General features: G+C 71.8%; 13 protein-coding genes. 8 read left to right on the top strand and 5 right to left on the bottom strand.

Going from position 1 to position 15,344, the window contains the following annotated elements; translation table 11 throughout:
- Both ACAM51_RS04800 and ACAM51_RS04795 read left to right on the top strand, forming a co-directional pair.
- A complete protein-coding gene (locus tag ACAM51_RS04800) occupies positions 1–1,671 on the top strand; it encodes a diguanylate cyclase (RefSeq protein WP_369642874.1) in 1,671 nt (556 codons plus the stop codon).
- Positions 1,672–1,720: 49 nt separating this feature from the next.
- The gene (locus ACAM51_RS04795; protein ID WP_369642873.1) at positions 1,721–3,379 is read left to right on the top strand and encodes an acyl-CoA synthetase; all 1,659 of its coding nucleotides are present in this window, start codon (positions 1,721–1,723) and stop codon (positions 3,377–3,379) included.
- 9 nt (positions 3,380–3,388) lie between these two features.
- Here ACAM51_RS04795 and ACAM51_RS04790 read toward each other — a convergent pair whose 3' ends face one another.
- From ACAM51_RS04790 to ACAM51_RS04780, 3 genes are all read right to left on the bottom strand, one after another.
- Positions 3,389–3,652 (bottom strand): hypothetical protein, encoded by a 264-nt coding sequence (locus ACAM51_RS04790; protein ID WP_218295380.1) that lies wholly within the window; start codon positions 3,650–3,652, stop codon positions 3,389–3,391.
- Complete coding sequence (locus ACAM51_RS04785; RefSeq protein WP_369642872.1) at positions 3,649–4,146, bottom strand: hypothetical protein; 498 nt, start codon at positions 4,144–4,146, stop codon at positions 3,649–3,651. Before ACAM51_RS04785 ends, ACAM51_RS04790 begins: the two co-directional genes overlap by 4 nt.
- Before the next feature lie 214 nt (positions 4,147–4,360).
- Complete coding sequence (locus ACAM51_RS04780) at positions 4,361–5,248, bottom strand: AraC family transcriptional regulator (protein WP_369642871.1); 888 nt, start codon at positions 5,246–5,248, stop codon at positions 4,361–4,363.
- 150 nt (positions 5,249–5,398) lie between these two features.
- On the opposite strand from ACAM51_RS04780, the gene ACAM51_RS04775 reads away from it, so the two are divergent.
- Entirely contained in the window at positions 5,399–5,965 is a 567-nt protein-coding gene (locus ACAM51_RS04775; protein WP_218340249.1) for a carboxymuconolactone decarboxylase family protein, read from the top strand.
- A 21-nt stretch (positions 5,966–5,986) separates the two neighbouring features.
- Here the strand turns inward: ACAM51_RS04775 and ACAM51_RS04770 are convergent, their stop codons facing one another.
- Positions 5,987–6,916, bottom strand: a complete 930-nt coding sequence (locus ACAM51_RS04770; RefSeq protein WP_218295376.1) for a LysR substrate-binding domain-containing protein — start codon at positions 6,914–6,916, stop codon at positions 5,987–5,989.
- Between the two features lie 93 nt (positions 6,917–7,009).
- Here ACAM51_RS04770 and ACAM51_RS04765 point away from each other — a divergent pair, with 93 nt between their 5' ends.
- On the top strand, positions 7,010–7,651 hold the full coding sequence (locus ACAM51_RS04765) for a pyridoxamine 5'-phosphate oxidase family protein (RefSeq protein ID WP_369642870.1): 642 nt from the start codon (positions 7,010–7,012) through the stop codon (positions 7,649–7,651).
- A 27-nt stretch (positions 7,652–7,678) separates the two neighbouring features.
- On the opposite strand, the gene ACAM51_RS04760 is transcribed toward ACAM51_RS04765, so the two are convergent.
- The gene (locus ACAM51_RS04760) at positions 7,679–8,593 is read right to left on the bottom strand and encodes a LysR substrate-binding domain-containing protein (protein WP_369642869.1); all 915 of its coding nucleotides are present in this window, start codon (positions 8,591–8,593) and stop codon (positions 7,679–7,681) included.
- Positions 8,594–8,751: 158 nt separating this feature from the next.
- Between ACAM51_RS04760 and ACAM51_RS04755 the strand changes: the two genes are divergently transcribed.
- The 4 genes from ACAM51_RS04755 to ACAM51_RS04740 all read left to right on the top strand — a co-directional run bounded on the left by ACAM51_RS04755 (position 8,752) and on the right by ACAM51_RS04740 (position 15,330).
- Positions 8,752–9,507 (top strand): sulfite exporter TauE/SafE family protein, encoded by a 756-nt coding sequence (locus ACAM51_RS04755; protein ID WP_369642868.1) that lies wholly within the window; start codon positions 8,752–8,754, stop codon positions 9,505–9,507.
- Between the two features lie 161 nt (positions 9,508–9,668).
- Entirely contained in the window at positions 9,669–10,106 is a 438-nt protein-coding gene (locus ACAM51_RS04750) for a cupin domain-containing protein (RefSeq protein WP_255591121.1), read from the top strand.
- Positions 10,107–10,248: 142 nt separating this feature from the next.
- On the top strand, positions 10,249–14,088 hold the full coding sequence (locus ACAM51_RS04745; RefSeq protein ID WP_369642867.1) for an AAA family ATPase: 3,840 nt from the start codon (positions 10,249–10,251) through the stop codon (positions 14,086–14,088).
- A 153-nt stretch (positions 14,089–14,241) separates the two neighbouring features.
- Positions 14,242–15,330, top strand: a complete 1,089-nt coding sequence (locus tag ACAM51_RS04740) for a hypothetical protein (RefSeq protein ID WP_369642866.1) — start codon at positions 14,242–14,244, stop codon at positions 15,328–15,330.
- The last annotated feature ends 14 nt before the right edge of the window (positions 15,331–15,344 follow it).

Here is a 15,344-nt window from a genome sequence, read left to right as displayed (position 1 = left end):
ATGAAAACCCGCATGAAATGGGGCATTGCGCTGCGGCTGGGAATCCTGCTGGCGTCCTTCAGCGTGTTTGCCGCCGTCCTGGCGGGCTACTACACCTTCGACTCCAGCCGCACGCGCCTGCAGGGGCGGGCCGAGCAGGCGCTGCTGGCCACCACCCAGGTGTTGTCGCGCCACATGCAGGCGGGCTTTGGCACGGTGGCGCGCGACACCGCCTTCCTGGCCAGCGTGGCCGCCATCGAGCAGGACAGGAACGTGCTGGCCGACATGTTCAGGGCCAGCCTGGTGGCGCACCCGAGCTACCAGCAGATCCGTTTCATCGGTGCGCAGGACTACGGCCTGGAGCTGGTGCGCATCGACCGCACGGGGGACGCCTGGCTACGCGCGAGCGAGGGGGAGCTGCAGGAGAAGGCCCATTTCCCCTTCGTCTTCGAAACGCTGGCGCTGGGGCCTGGCGAGGTCTATGTGTCCGAGTTCGGCATCAACCACGAGGGGGCTCCCGATGCCGAGGCCCTGCCCGTGTTCAGCATGGCCTCGCCCGTGGTGCGTGGGGGACAGGTGCGGGGCGTGGTCGTGGTGCGCGTGGCGGCGCACCAGTTCCTGCGCAATTTCAATGATGCGCTGCCCGCCTCCTACAGCTTCTTTCTCAGCAACCGCTGGGGCGATTTCCTGGTGCACCCGGACGCCACCCAGACCTTCGGCTTCGACCGCGGCCAGCGCATCCTGATCCAGGATGCCTTCGGCCCGGTGGGGGCTCTGATCGAGGGCCGCGAGGAACAGGCCGTGCTCAGCCAGCAGGGCCCTGGCGATGACGAGGCGCGTGTCTTCTCGTTCGTGCGCATGCCCTTCGGGCGGCCGCAGGAGGGGCGGTCCATGGTGGTGGGGCTCTCGCAGCCCCTTGCCGCCGTGCAGGGCGAGGTGGTGAGCCTGGGGCGCAGCATCTTCAAGATCCTGCTGGTGCTGAGCGCCGTGGGCGTGTTGCTGGCGGCATGGGTGTCGCGCGTGGTCACCCAGCCCCTGAAGGCCATGGTGCGCGCCACGCAGGCCTTTCCGCAGGGCCGCCCGCATGGCGTGCTGCCCGTGCAGCGCGAGGATGAGGTGGGTGAGCTGGCGCGCAGTTTCCAGGACATGGAGCAGCAGATCAGCCGCCAGATGACGGAGCTCAACGCCAGCCGCGACGCCATGGCCCACTTGGCGCACCACGACGCGCTCACGGGCCTGCCCAACCGCCGCATGTTCGAGCAGCGCCTGGCGCAGGCGCTGGAGCTGTCGCGCCGCAGCGGGCGGGACTGCGCGCTGCTGTTTGTGGATCTGGACGATTTCAAGGCCGTCAACGACGCGCGGGGCCATGCCGCGGGCGACCGGGTGCTGCAGGCCGTGGCCCGCACCGTCGTGGGCGCCGTGCGCCAGGCCGACACCGTGGCCCGGCTCGCGGGCGACGAGTTCATCGTGCTGTGCGAGAACGTGGATTGCGAAGATGCGGCGCTGCAGATCGCCGCCAAGCTGGAGCTCGCTTTCGAGAGCCCGCTGCAGATCGACGGCCAGCCGCTGGCCCTGCGCGCCAGCATCGGCGTGAGCCTGTTCCCGCGCGACGCCCAGGACGCGCACACGCTGCTGGCCAGCGCCGACGCGGCGATGTACCGTGTCAAGCAGAGCCGCCGCCGAAGGGTTTGAGTCAGCCTGGGGCGGTAGCCTGTGACCCGTTCACCCACCTTCGCGAGCCATGACCTCCATCTTCGACCAGAACCTGCCCCGCACCGAAGCCAACTTCGCATCCCTGTCACCCCTGTCGTTCATCGAACGCACGGCCGAGGTCTACCCCGACCGCCTGGCCATCGTGCACGGCGACTTGCGCCAGACCTGGAGCCAGACCTATGCCCGCTGCCGCCAGCTGGCTAGCGCCCTGGCGCAGGCAGGCATCGGCAAGAACGACACGGTGGCCGTGATGCTGCCCAACACCCCGCCCATGGTGGAGGCCCACTTTGGCGTGCCCATGGCGGGCGCGGTGCTCAATGCGCTCAACACCCGGCTGGACCCGGAGGCCATTGCCTTCATGCTCGACCACGGCGAGGCCAGGGCGGTGATCGTGGACCCCGAGTTCACCGGCACCATGGCCAAGGCGCTGGCCCTGCGCACGGGCACCACGCCCATCCGCGTGATCGAGGTCCAGGACGCGCTCTACGGCCCCGCCGCGCAGAGCCTGGGCGGCACGGACTACGAAGCCTTTGTCGCCACGGGCGATCCGGCTTTTGCCTGGAGCCTGCCCGACGACGAGTGGGATGCGATTGCGCTCAACTACACCAGTGGCACCACGGGCAACCCCAAGGGCGTGGTCTACCACCACCGGGGCGCGGCCAGCAATGCCATCAGCAACGTGCTGGAGTGGGACATGCCCAAGCACGCGGTCTACCTGTGGACGCTGCCCATGTTCCATTGCAACGGCTGGTGCTTTCCCTGGACGGTGGCGGCCCGCGCGGGCGTGAACGTGTGCCTGCGCCGCGTGGACGCGCAGGCCATCTTCGACGCCATCCGCACCCACGGCGTCACGCACTACTGCGGCGCGCCCATCGTGCACGGCCTGCTGGTCAATGCGCCGGATGCGATGAAGGCGGGTGTGCAGAACCTCGCACAAGGGGGCGTCAAGGCCATGGTGGCGGGCGCCGCGCCCCCGGCCTCGATGATCGAGGGCATGGAGAAGATGGGGTTCGACCTGACCCATGTGTACGGCCTGACCGAGGTGTACGGCCCCGCCACCGTGTGCGCCAAGCACGAGGCGTGGGACCAGCTCGACATCGGCGAGCGCGCCCGCCTCAACGCCCGCCAGGGCGTGCGCTACCACCTGGAGCGCGACGTGCGCGTGCTGGACCCGGAGACCATGCTGCCCGTGCCGCAGGACGGCGAAACCATGGGCGAGATCATGTTCAAGGGCAACATCGCCATGAAGGGCTACCTCAAGAACCCCAAGGCCACCGACGAGGCCTTTGCGGGCGGCTGGTTCCACAGCGGCGACCTGGCCGTGCAGTACCCCGACGGCTACATCAAGATCAAGGACCGCAGCAAGGACATCATCATCTCGGGCGGCGAGAACATCTCGTCCATCGAGGTGGAAGACGTGCTCTACCGCCACCCCGACGTGCTGGCCGCCGCCGTGGTGGCCAAGCCCGATGCCAAGTGGGGCGAAACCCCGTGCGCGTTTGTGGAACTCAAGGCGGGGGCCACCACCACGCCCGAGGACATCGTGGCCCACTGCAAGAAGCACCTCGCGGGCTTCAAGGTGCCCCGCGCCGTGGTGTTTGGCGAGCTGCCCAAGACCAGCACGGGCAAGATCCAGAAGTTCGAGCTGCGCAAGCTGGCCGGGTCGGCGGCGGCCATCAACGTCTGATCACACGGCTCAGCCAAAACCGCACGCCAGCGTCTGCCGGCCGCCATCGAGGTTGTATTCGGACTTCCAGTAGTGCCGGTCTTCGATGGCGGTGAACGCCACGCCGGGCCCGGTGGGGTAGGCCGTCGCGAACGGGCGGCGCAGGATCACAAGCAGCTCGCATTGGGGCGGCCAGTCCGCCACTTCGTCGATGACGTTGCCCCGTGCCAGCTCGGCCTCCAGGATCATGCGCAGCGGGGCGGCCAGCGCGGCGGGAATCTGCTGACGGCTCATGCGCCGGGCTGGCTGGCGGCGGCGGGCTGTGCCGACCGTTCGGACGGAGCATCGTCCAGCAGCCGCTGCAATGCCAGCACCTGCCACTGGTGCTCCGGCTCGAAGGCCGAGAGGTCTTGCACCGCATACCCGCCGTACGCGTACACCGTGGCATAGGCCGCGTAGCTGGCGGCCTCCAGTGCCCGGCCCGCGAGCGCGTTGGCCACGGCGAAGGTGGCCGACACGGCGGCATGGGCCGATCCGTCCAGCGACTGCGAGCCCCGGTGGTGCGAGGCCACCTCCTTCATCCGGGCGGCGGCGTTCGCCAGCGTGGCGGCATCCACCGTGCCTGCCGTGAACGCCGCCAGCGTGTCCAGGCCCGCGATGGCCTCGGGGTCTTCCAGCAGATGGCGCACGCGCTCGACACACGCCAGGCCAAACGCCAGGCGCAGAGGCGTGTGGGCCTCGCTGGCCAGGTCGCAGCCGGCAGCCAGTTGCGTGAGCGCTGTGTTCATGGCGTGAGTCCTTTCCGGGGGCTGGGTAGTTCACGGGTATTTGCTATCAATAAAGTAGCTGATTGCGCAATAGTTACAAGCGCTGGCGCCTGTTTTGACCCAAAAATCCGCCCTGCGGGAAGGCGGCTGGGGCATGGCGGTGGGCGCAGGTCATTGTGGCGTCCCGCGGGCCTTGCGTCGAGCCGGGCAAGATGGGCCAGGGTGGGAGGAACGGCTATGCCGCGAGGCCTTCCAGCCAGGCGCGTGGCGACATGCCCAGCTTCTGCGCAAACACCCGCGACAGCGCGGACGGGTTGGCATACCCCAGCCCATGGGCGATCGATTTCACGGACCGCCCGCCGCGCAAGTGGGCCTGCGCGAGGGTGAGGCGCCAGTGCGCCAGGTAGTCCGCGGGCGTTTCGCCCACCACGGCCTTGAAGCGTGCCGCGAAGGCGCTGCGCGACATGCCGGCCTGCGCGGCCATCTGCTCCAGGCTCCAGGCCTCGCCGGGCGCATCGTGCAGGGCCGTGAGCGTGCGCGCCAGGCGCGGGTCGGCCAGGCCGGTCAGCAGGCCCGGGGGCATCCGCGCCTCCTCGGGGTGGTCGAGCAGCCAGCGCAGCAACTGCAGCAGCACGACTTCAAAGAGCCGGTCGGCCAGCACGCGGTGGCCGCAGCGCAGGCGGTCGGTCTCGGCGAACAGCAAATCCAGCGCCTGCTGCAGGCCCTCGACGCGGGCCAGCGGCAGCAGCACCAGCGGGGGCAGGGCGCGCGCCAGCGGGTGGCTGGCGCCGCCATCGAAGTCCAGTGCCGCGCAGGTGAAGTCCGAGCCCTCCATGGGCGCGTTGTGAAAGAAATGCTCCAGCGGCCGCGCGTAGAACAGCAGGCTGGGCTCGCGCACCTCCAGGCGCTCCGGTGGCCCCGCCAGGGGCTGGTGGGCGACCACCATCTCGCCGCGCCGCAGCACATGCAGAAAACCGCGCCCGGGCGCCGCCGCGAAATGGGTGACGCCGCACAGCGGGCCGGTGTGGAACAGGCGCGCCCGCACCCTGAACCGTTCCAGCAGCGAGGACAGGCGATCCAGCGGCACGGACGGTGGCGTGAGGCTGCTTTCCGTAGGGCTCATGGTTGTTTTGGATGTATTGGTATGAATGATGGACTATTGATGCCCAATGGTATTCGATGTCGCCAGACACTGCAGGGGTGCTGTGTTCATGCACCCGGTGCGGCCAACGCACCGGCTTTCAACCTCCATGCCATTTCCAAGGAAGACACCATGTCCACCATTGCCTCCTCCGCCGCCCGCATTCCCCTTGTCGACCGCTCCACGGCCAGCGGCCCGGCGCGCGCGCTGCTCGACCAGATCCACGGCGCTTTCGGCGCCACACCCAACATGTTCCGCGCGGTGGCCAACTCGCCGGCCGCGCTGCAAAGCATGTGGGGCGCCTTCGGTGCGCTGGGCGGCGGCCAGATCGGCGCTGCACTGGGCGAGCAGATCGCCGTGGCCGTGGCCAACCGCAATGCCTGCGACTACTGCCTGGCCGCCCACACGGCGCTGGGCCGCAAGGCGGGCGTGAGCGGCGACGATCTGGCCGCCGCGCAGTCGGGTGCATCCGCCGACCCGCGCACCGCAGCGGTGTTGCGCTTCGCGCTCAAGCTGGTCGACGAGCGCGGCCAGGTGGATGCCGCCGATGTGCAGGCGCTGCGCGAGCAGGGCTGGAGCGACGGGCACATCGTGGAGATCGTGGCCCATGTGGCGCTCAACCTGTTCACCAACTACGTGAACGTGGCGCTGGCCGTGCCCGTGGACTTCCCCGGCGTGAAGCTGCGCCCCGCGCGCTGAGCCGAGGGGGCTGCATGCCCCTCACGCCACTGTGCGGGCCGCCTGCAGCTCCTGCTCCAGCCACGCCGCGAAGCGCTGGGCCTGCGGCGATGCCTGGGGCGCCAGGCCGTAGTAGTGGCGCGTGAGCGGCAGGGCCAGCCCCGGCAGCGGGCAGGCCAGGCGGCCCGCCGCCAGGTCCTGCGCCACCAGCGAGGCGGGCGCGAGCGCGAAGCCCAACCCGTCCAGCGCGGCCTGCAGCACGAAGTGCAGGTGGTCGAACTGCAACTGGCTCGCCGGTTGCAGGCGCGGGGCGCCCACCTGGCGCTTCCAGTCGTCCCAGTCGCCGGGGCGCGAACGCGACCACAGCAACACGTGCGCCGCCAGGTCGGGCGGCGTGCGCACCGGCTGGGCCGCCCACAGCGCGGGTGTGCCCACTACCAGGGCCTGGTCGTGCAAAAAAGGCTGCGGCGTGATCGCGGCCGGCCAGCCCGCCAGCCCCCGGCGGATGGCCACGTCGAACGGAGCGGTGGCGTGGTCGGGCGTGACCGTGCTGGTCACCACGTTGGGCTCGATGTCCGGGCACTGCGCGACGAAGCCCGGCAGGCGCGGGATGACCCAGCGCACGGCGAACGAGGGGCGCACGTTGATGGTCACGGTGCGCGGGGCCCCGGGTGTCGCCAGGGCCTGGGCTGCGGCGCCGATCTGCGCCAGGGCGGGCTCCACCTGCGCAAAGAACTGCTGGCCCTGCGGCGTGAGCAGCACCTGCCGCACGCGCCGCTCGAACAGGGCCACGCCCAGGTGGTCTTCCAGCGCGCGGACCTGGCGGCTGATGGCGCTGTGGGTGACATGCAGTTCCATGGCCGCGCGCGTGAAGCTCAGGTGGCGCGCTGCCGCCGCGAAGGCGCGCACCGCATGGAGCGGGGGCAGGCGCTGTGGCGTGGCGGGCGGCATGTGTGCGATTTTGTCACGCATGCCGGGCGGCGATGTCGTTTGTCAGCGGCCACCGTCGTGCGCACCATCGCCTCTGGCCCTGATCCCCTCCACCTTTTTTTTGAACCACCCGCCATGCCAGCCACCGCCCCGGCGCAGCCCGACCCCCATGCCATCGACACCCTGGCGCGCCTGGAGGCGCTGCTCGGGCCGCTCAGCGATGCCTCCGTGCACAAGGAGGTGCCCCGCGTCCACCCCGCCTACCGCGCCATGATCGAGGCCTCGCCCTTCGCGGTGCTGGCCACCACCGGCCCCGGGGGGCTCGATGCATCGCCGCGCGGCGATCCGCCGGGCTTCGTGCAACTGCAGGACGACACCACCCTGCTGCTGCCCGAGCGCCGGGGCAACAACCGCGCCGACAGTCTGCGCAACATCCTGGCCGATCCGCGCGTGGCGCTGCTGTTCCTCATCCCCGGCGTGGGCGAAACCCTGCGCGTGAACGGCCGTGCCCGCATCAGCGTGGCGCCCGACCTGCTCGCGCGTTTCGTGGTCAACGGCCAGCCGCCCAAGTGCGTGGTCGTGGTCGAGGTGGAGACCGTGTTCTTCCAGTGCGCGCGTGCCCTCCAGCGCTCGCGCCTGTGGGATGCCGTGCCGCCCGGCACCCCGCGACCGGTGCCCACGCCCGGCGCCATCCTTGCGTCCCTCACGCACGGCGCATTCGATGGCGCGGCGTACGACCAGGAACTGCCGGCGCGGCAGCAGGCGACGCTGTATTGAGAGGATCGGCCGGACGGACGCGAACCCTCAGGCCTGCTCGGCCGTGAAGGCCGCCGCCGCCCCCCGCAGCGCCTGCGCGAACTGTGCCACCTCGGCATGCTGCGCGTCCCGCAGGCGCTGGAACAGCGTGATGGGCGGCAGCGTCCAGCCAAAGCGGTGCGGCACGATGGCCACGCCGGCGATGCGCACCAGCTCCTGCGCGATGTCGGCCGGCACGATGGAGACAGCCCGCTCGCTGGCCGCCACCAGCTCGCCGATGACCTTGGACGAGAGGCTTTCCACATAAGGCTGCGGCGGCACCACGCCCGCGCGCAGGAAGAAGTCGGTGATCTGCTCGCGCATGGGCGTCTGCCGCGCGCCCAGCACCCAGTCCAGGTCCGCCAGCTCGGCCCAGGCCAGGGGCTTGCGGGCCAGGCGCGCCGACAGGCGGCGGTGGGCGATGAGGCGCGGCTCCTGGTGGTACAGCACCTCGTGCACCAGCCCGTCCATGTCGAGCACGGCGGATGCGCGGCCGATCACGCAGTCGAGTTCGTGCCCGCGCAGGCGCTGCAGCAGGTGGTCGCTGGTGCCTTCGTGGATGCTCACCGTGGCGCGCAGCCCGCGCGGCCGGGTCTGCCCGATGGCCGCGGCCAGCAGGCGGCCCGGCACGAAAGGGATCACGCCGACCTGCAGGTGCGCGGCGCGGCCCGCGCTGGCCGCTTCCATGTCGCGGGCCCAGTGGCCCAGGTCCTGCAGCAGGGTGCGCGCACGGGCCAGCGCCACGGCGCCGAGCGCGGTGGGCACCATGCCGCGCGGGGAGCGCTCGAACAGCGGCGCGCCGAAGATCGCCTCCAGTTCGGCCAGCGCGTGCGTGATGGCGGGCTGGCTCGTGGCCATGTGGTGCGCCACGCGGGTGAGCGTGCCATGCGCCTCGATCTGCTGCAGCAGCACCAGATGACGCACCTTCAGGCGCGAGGCAATTGCTGATGCTTTGCTTATGGGAAGTCTCCACAATCCGAAGCGAGCGAGGGAGCGAACAGGCAGGTGGGTGGAGCTGGCGGGAGCGCAGAGGCACCGCCAGTCTCCTTGGGCACGCGGACAACCAGAAGGGGGACAAGGCAATGGATTCAGTGCTGTGGGTGGTGGCCCTGGGGGCCGTGGCGGCGGGCTTCGTGCAGGGCCTGTCGGGCTTTGGCTTTGGCATGGTGGCCATGTCGTTCTGGGCCTGGACGCTGGAGCCGCGCCTGGCGGCCGTGCTGACCGTGTGCGGCGCGCTCACGGGCCAGCTGGTGGCGGCGGCCACGGTGCGCCGGGGTTTTGACCGGGTGCGCCTGCTGCCGTTTGTGCTGGGCGGCCTGGTGGGCATCCCCATCGGGGTGGCCGTATTGCCCCGGCTGGACATGGACGCGTTCAAGGTCATCCTGGGCACGCTGCTGGTGCTGTGGTGCCCGGCGATGCTCATGGCCAAGCAGTTGCCCCGCATCACACGCGGCGGGCGCATGGCCGATGCGCTGGTGGGCATGGCGGGCGGCGTGATGGGGGGGCTGGGCGGCTTCACCGGCGTGCTGCCCACGCTGTGGTGCACGTTGCGCGGCATGGACAAGGACGTGCAGCGCGCCATCATCCAGAACTTCAACCTGGCCATGCTGCTGGTGACCTTCATCACCTACCTGGCCACCGACCTGGTCACCCGGGAGGCGCTGCCCCTGCTGGCCATCGTGGTGCCGGCGATGTTGGTGCCCACGCTGCTGGGCGCGCGGCTGTACCACGGCATCAGCGACCTGCGTTTCCGCCAGATCGTGCTCGGGCTGCTCACGCTGTCGGGTGTGGCCATGCTGGTGGCGAGTGTGCCCAGGGCGCTGGCGCGGCTGGGGTGAGGGCGCACGCCTTCAGAACCCTGACGGCCCGGCAGCGCAACGGCGCCCAAGGCTCTAACATGCCCTTCGGCACGCGCCTTGCCCATGCGGGCGCGGCCGCCGCGGCGTGTGCCGGGATGACTGACCGGCGCGGCTGCGGCATCCATCCACCGAGGAGACTTATGACAACACACAACAAATCGCTTGCACGGGCTGCGGGCGCCGCCCTGGCTCTGGCCCTGCTGGCCGCGCCGGCCCTGGCCGAGGTGTACGCCAAGGAAGAACTGATCAAGGCCAGCAAGGAGGCCGCCGGCGGTGGCAAGGGCACGCTGATCGGCGAGTACGCGTTCACGCGCGACAAGGCGTCCAGGGACCAGGCCATCAAGGAGATCAGCTGGCTCACGCTGCAGCCGGGCGACTCCATCGGCTACCACAAGCACACGACCAATGAAGACACCTACATCATCGTCTCGGGCCGTGGCACCTTCCGCGACAAGGACGGCCGCGAGGTGCCCGTGAAGCCGGGCGATGTGACCATCGTGCGCAAGGGCGAATCCCATGGTCTGGTCAACACCGGCACCGAGCCGCTGGTGTTCGTGGATGTGATCGCCGAGCAGTGAGGGCGCCGTGGCGCGGCCCCGCGCAGTGACAGGGGCTGGGCGGCGGGGGCCGGCCGGGCTGCGCGCGGGCGGCACATAGAATGCCGCGGTGCCCGCCAGCGCACCATTCCTTCCCGTCCCCCGCTGCTCCTCTCTTCGCACCTTGACTACCTTCGTGAACGGGCCTCTTTCGCGCGAGCTGGCCATGCGCTTTCTGGGCGGATTCGACATCTCGCGCGGACAGGAGGCCGTGACCGCGTTCCCCTATGACAAGGTCCGCGCACTGCTGGCCTACCTGGCCCTGGAGCCTGGCGAGCACCGCCGCGAGCATCTGGCCGACCTGTTGTGGCCGCAGGTGGATGCCGAGCGGGCCCGCGCCAACCTGCGGGGCTGCCTCTTCGACCTGCGCCGTGCGCTGGGCGAGGCGCAGGCGACGGGATCCCCGCCGCTGATCGAAGCGTCCCAGAAAACGCTGCGCCTGCGCGCCGGCGCCGGCTGCCGCCTGGACGTGGCCGATTTCCTCGCGGGCGCCAGCGTGCCCGTGGATGCGCCGGCTTTGCTCGAGCAGCGCGTGGCGCACTACCGGGGGCCCCTGCTGGCGGGGCTGTACCTGCCCGACGCGCCCGAGTTCGAGGCATGGCTGGCCGCGCGGCGCGAAGGGCTGCACCGCCAGGCGCTGGACATGCTGGAGCGGCTGGTGGCGCACCACGAGCTGCAGGGCCACGGCGCGAAGGCGCTGCAGTATGCGCAGCGCGCCATCGAGGTGGACCCGTGGCGCGAGCCCTTGCAGCGCAGCTATCTGCGGCTGCTCGCGCGCCGCAGCCCGTCCGCGGCGCTGACGCACTATGCCGCGTACCGCCGCGCCATCGCGCAGGAGCTGGGGGCCGAGCCCGAGCCACAGACCGTGGCGCTGGTCGAACGCATCGGCGCCGCCGCAGTACCGCAATCCCCGCGGCCCGAGGGCCTGGCGCTGCCGGAACGCCGCCGCCTTGCCGTGCTGGCCTGCGATTTCGAGCCGCGCGACGGCATGGACCCCGAGGACGCCGCCGCCGCGCTGGCGGGGCTGCTGGAGCAGGGCAGCGGGCTTGTTCGCGGGTACGCAGGCCATGTGGTCGCGGCGCAGGGGGGCGAGCTGCTCGCCTTCTTCGGCTACCCCAGCGCGCGCGAGCATGCGCCGCGCGATGCCGCGCAGGCCGCTCTCGCCCTGGTGCAGACGTGGCGTGCCGCGGGCTGCGCGGCGGACCTCGTGCCGCGCGTGGGCCTGCACGCGGGCTGGGCCTTTGTGGCCGAATCCCAAGGCCCGCCCGATGCGGCGGGCACGCTCACCAGGACGGCGCGCCGCATGGCGCAGGCCGCGCCGGCGGGGGGCGTCTTGGCCAGCGCCGCGTTGCGCGGCATCCTGGAGACGCATTTCCAATGGGGCTCTGCCCAGGAGGGCGCGGCGGTGCTGCTGGCCCGAAGGCAGGACATGCGCCGCGGGGATGCGGAGGAGCGCCCCGCCTCTCCCCTGGTCGGGCGGCGCCAGGAGCTGGACAGGCTGCTGGCCGCGTGGGGCGACGCGCAGCGGGGGCGGCAGGTGGGCGTGCTGCTGCGGGCCGATGCCGGCAAGGGCAAGTCCCGCCTGGCGGCGGCCCTGGCCCAGCAGGTCCGGGCCTGTGGCGGCCGGGTCGCCGAAGTGGCCTGCCAGGCCGAGTCGGCCCACATCCCCTATTTTCCCTTTGTCGAGCAGCTGCAGCGCCAGATGGGGCTGGACCACGGCACGCCCGCCGATGCGCACCAGGGCGCTGTCCAGGCCGCCGTCCAGGTCCTGCAAGAGCTGGGGACAGAGACCGCCCTGGCGGAGCTGCCCGTGCTGCTGCACCTGCTGGGCTTGCCCATGGACCCCGGCATTGCCGCCGCTGCGCAGCCCCTGTACCCGGCCCAGCGCAAGGAACGCGAGCAGCACCTGCTGGCGCGGCTGTTCGGCACCGGCAGCGATGGCCGGCCGCTGCTTCTCGTCGTGGAGGACCTGCACTGGGCCGACCAGGCCACATCGGAGCTGCTCGAGCGCATGCTGGCGCCAGACCGCGATGCCCCCTTGCTTCTGCTGTGCACCACGCGGGCGCAGCCGCATGGGCCGCTGGCCGCCAGGCTGGCGGTGCAACTGGAACTGGCGCCGCTGTCGTACCAGTCCATCCGCGCCCTGGTGACGCAGCTGGAGGGCGGCACGCGGCTGGGGGATTCCCAGATGGCGTCCATCGTGGGCCGCGCCGACGGGGTGCCCCTGTACGCCGAGGAACTGGCCCGTGCCGCTCTGGCGGGGGGCGCAGGCCACAGCGAGGTGCCGGCCACGCTGTGGGACGCATTGGCCGCGCGCCTGGATGGAATGGGGCCGGCCAAGCGCATCGCACAGTACGCGGCCTGCATCGGCCGCGACTTCGGAGAGGACCTGCTGCGCGCCATCGCCGGGCCGCAGGACGATGTGGGCGGCGGCCTGGAGGTACTGCAGCACGCGGGGTTGGTGCGGCGGCGGCTCGGCGGGCCGCTGTATTTCCGCCATGCGCTCATCCGCCAGGCCGCCTACGAATCGCTGGCCCAGGCCGAGCGGCGGCGGCTGCATGCCCGGCTGGCCGAGGCGTTGCGCACCGATTTTTCCGAGCGTGTGCGGGCCTATCCCGCAATCCTTGCCCACCACCTGTCCGAATCCATCCATCCCGCCGCTGCGCATGCCTGGTGGGTGGCCGGCACCCAGGCCGCATCGCGCTCGGTGCTGGGGGAGGCCATCCACGACTTCTATGCGGGCCTGGCCGCCGTGCAGGCGCTGCCCGAGGACGACCCGGGCCGCGCGCGCGACGAGCTGCTGCTGCAGGTCGGCCTGGGCACGGCCCTGGTGGGCGCGCAGGGTTATGGCTCCGACGCGGCCAGGGATTGCTTTCACCGCGCCTGGGCGCTCGCCGCCAGCGCGCCGCCGGGCATGGACCTGTTCCCGCTCATGTGGGGCCTGTGGATGGTGGGGCGCCACAGCGAGGATGAGCATCCGCTGGAATACGCCGACCGCCTGGCCCGCATGGCCGAGGGCAGCGCCGACCCGGCGCGGCGCATGGCCGTGGAGTACGCCTACGGCAACAACACCCTGTGGCTGGGCGAGTTCGCGCGCTCGCGGGGGCACCTGGAGGCAGCCATCGGCTGGAGCACGCGGGTGGGCAGTGCCGAATCGATCGCGCGGTTCGGCGAGGACATCGGCATCGCCGCGCGCGCCCTGCTGGCCTGGGTGCACTGGATCGAGGGCGACCTGCCGCGCGCGCGGGCGCTGGCCGATGACAACGTGGCCCTGGCACGCACGCTGGGCCACGCGCACAGCTTCGGCTTTGCGTTCAGCTGCGCCGCCGTGCTCTACCGCCACCTGCGCGATCCGGAGCACGCCGCCGCCCTCAGCGCCGAACTGCTGGCCTACGCGCAGCACCACCGGCTGCTGCTGTGGCAGGCCGCCGCCGCGGCGGTGCTGGGCTGGGCGCAGGCGGTGCAGGGCGATGCCCGCGCGCTGGCCCCCGTCCGCGAGGGCCTGGAGGGCGCGCGGCAGGTGTTCCGCGTGATCGAGATCACCTTCATGGCGTTCCTCATCGATGCGCTGCTGCACCTGGGCCGTGGCGCCGAGGCGCTGCCCGCCATCGACGAGGCGCTGCACAAGGCGGCCGCGCACCACGACACGCATTTCGTCGCAGAACTCCTGCGCCTGCGGGGCGATGCCCTGCTGCAGCTGCGGCCGTCCGACACCGCGCCGGCGCTGCGGCTGTACCGCGACGCACTGGCGCGGTCCGAGGCCTGCGGCGCGGCCCTGTTTGCGCTGCGCAGCGCCACGCGCATCGCACGCCTGCTGGCGGCGCAGGGGGCCTGCGGCGAAGCGGCGGCGCTGCTCGAACCCGCATTGGCTCGCGTGTCGGACCTGCCTGGCAACCCGGATCTGCACGAGGCACGGGAATGCCTGGCGCAGTGCACCGCGGCGGCCGCGGCCATGCGCCCCTGACGGAAGCATCGCGGCGGCCTGCCCCCCGACGTTTTGTCGCGGGCCCGGTCCAGGGCCGCGATCGCGGCATTCAACGCTCTGTCAACGCCCTGCTTTCCACAATCCGCCCCTTGTCCAAGGTGCCGCGGCGCGGCGTAACAGGGAGGAGGCGGGATGGTCGTGAATGCAGCGAAGAAGGCCGAGGCGGCGTACCCATGGCGTGGCGCCGTGCGTGCCGCTGCCATGGCCCTGGCGCTGGGCTGGGGGCTGGCGGCGCAAGGCAGCCATGCGGCGGTGCCCGCCTCCGTCAGCTACCAGGGGCAGCTCACCCAGCCTGGTGGCGGGCCGCTGGCGGGGCCCGTGCAATTGCAGTTCCGGCTCTACGATGCGGCCACGGGCGGCGCGGCGCTGTGGGAGGAGACCCATCCGGCGGTGGCACTGGCGACCGGCGTCTTCAGCGTGCAGCTGGGCAGCATCGCCCCGCTGGCCTTGCCGTTCGACCAGCCGTATTACCTGGGCGTGAGCGTGAACGGCGCCGCCGAGCTGGCGCCGCGCATGCCCCTGTCCAGCGCGCCCTATGCCCTGAGCGCGAAGACCGTCGCCGACGGCGCGGTCACCGCCGCCAAGATCGGCCAGGTGTGCGCCGTGGGCGAGACGCTGCTGCAGACGGCCACCGGCTGGGCCTGCGGCGCGGCCACCGGCCCGCAGGGGCCGGCGGGTCTAGCGGGACCGGCCGGCCCCATCGGCCCGGCCGGTCCCACCGGCGCGGCGGGTACGCGGGCGCTCATCGCCACCGCCGCCGAGGCTGTTGGCGCCAACTGCGCCACCGGCGGCACGCGGGTGCAGGGTGGCAGCGATGCGAACAGCAACGGCGTGCTGGACGCGGGCGAGATCTCCGCCACCGCCTACGTCTGCAACGGCGCCCAGGGTCCGCAGGGGCCTGCCGGGCCGCAGGGCCCCGCCGGCCCGGCCGGCGGCGGCGCCGGCAACCTGGTGCACGGCTGCTTCAGCGTGGGGCAGGCCGGCAGCGGCACGGGCTACACCGTGGCCTACGACGGCGGCACCGGCCAGCACCAGATCACCTTCACCACCGCCTTCGCCAGCGCCGGCTACACGCTGGTGCTGGACGCGCGGGCCGCGCCCACGGGCCGCGCGCGCGCCGTGCACCCGGTGGCCAAGGCGGCCGGCGCGGTCACGCTGGCGCTGGGCTGGCTCGACAGCGCCGAGACGGCGCAGCCGGTGTGCTTCATCGCCGCGCAGTGATGCATCAAGAGAAC

The organism is Acidovorax sp. A79 (assembly GCF_041154505.1).
Taxonomy (GTDB): Bacteria; Pseudomonadota; Gammaproteobacteria; order Burkholderiales; family Burkholderiaceae_C; genus Acidovorax.
The sequence above is the reverse complement of the archived record's forward strand: the minus strand, read 5'-3'. Positions and strand labels throughout refer to the sequence as shown.

What these genes read in the sequence shown, in the direction of transcription:
- ACAM51_RS04770 (WP_218295376.1), bottom strand. Translation starts at nt 6,916, where the DNA reads ATGCGTGACAAAATCGCACACATGCCGCCCGCCACGCCACAGCGCCTG.
- ACAM51_RS04785 (WP_369642872.1), bottom strand. Translation starts at nt 4,146, where the DNA reads ATGAACACAGCGCTCACGCAACTGGCTGCCGGCTGCGACCTGGCCAGC.
- ACAM51_RS04790 (WP_218295380.1), bottom strand. Translation starts at nt 3,652, where the DNA reads ATGAGCCGTCAGCAGATTCCCGCCGCGCTGGCCGCCCCGCTGCGCATG.
- ACAM51_RS04755 (WP_369642868.1), top strand. Translation starts at nt 8,752, where the DNA reads ATGGATTCAGTGCTGTGGGTGGTGGCCCTGGGGGCCGTGGCGGCGGGC.
- ACAM51_RS04750 (WP_255591121.1), top strand. Translation starts at nt 9,669, where the DNA reads ATGACAACACACAACAAATCGCTTGCACGGGCTGCGGGCGCCGCCCTG.
- ACAM51_RS04800 (WP_369642874.1), top strand. Translation starts at nt 1, where the DNA reads ATGAAAACCCGCATGAAATGGGGCATTGCGCTGCGGCTGGGAATCCTG.
- ACAM51_RS04765 (WP_369642870.1), top strand. Translation starts at nt 7,010, where the DNA reads ATGCCAGCCACCGCCCCGGCGCAGCCCGACCCCCATGCCATCGACACC.
- ACAM51_RS04740 (WP_369642866.1), top strand. Translation starts at nt 14,242, where the DNA reads ATGGTCGTGAATGCAGCGAAGAAGGCCGAGGCGGCGTACCCATGGCGT.
- ACAM51_RS04795 (WP_369642873.1), top strand. Translation starts at nt 1,721, where the DNA reads ATGACCTCCATCTTCGACCAGAACCTGCCCCGCACCGAAGCCAACTTC.
- ACAM51_RS04775 (WP_218340249.1), top strand. Translation starts at nt 5,399, where the DNA reads ATGTCCACCATTGCCTCCTCCGCCGCCCGCATTCCCCTTGTCGACCGC.
- ACAM51_RS04780 (WP_369642871.1), bottom strand. Translation starts at nt 5,248, where the DNA reads ATGAGCCCTACGGAAAGCAGCCTCACGCCACCGTCCGTGCCGCTGGAT.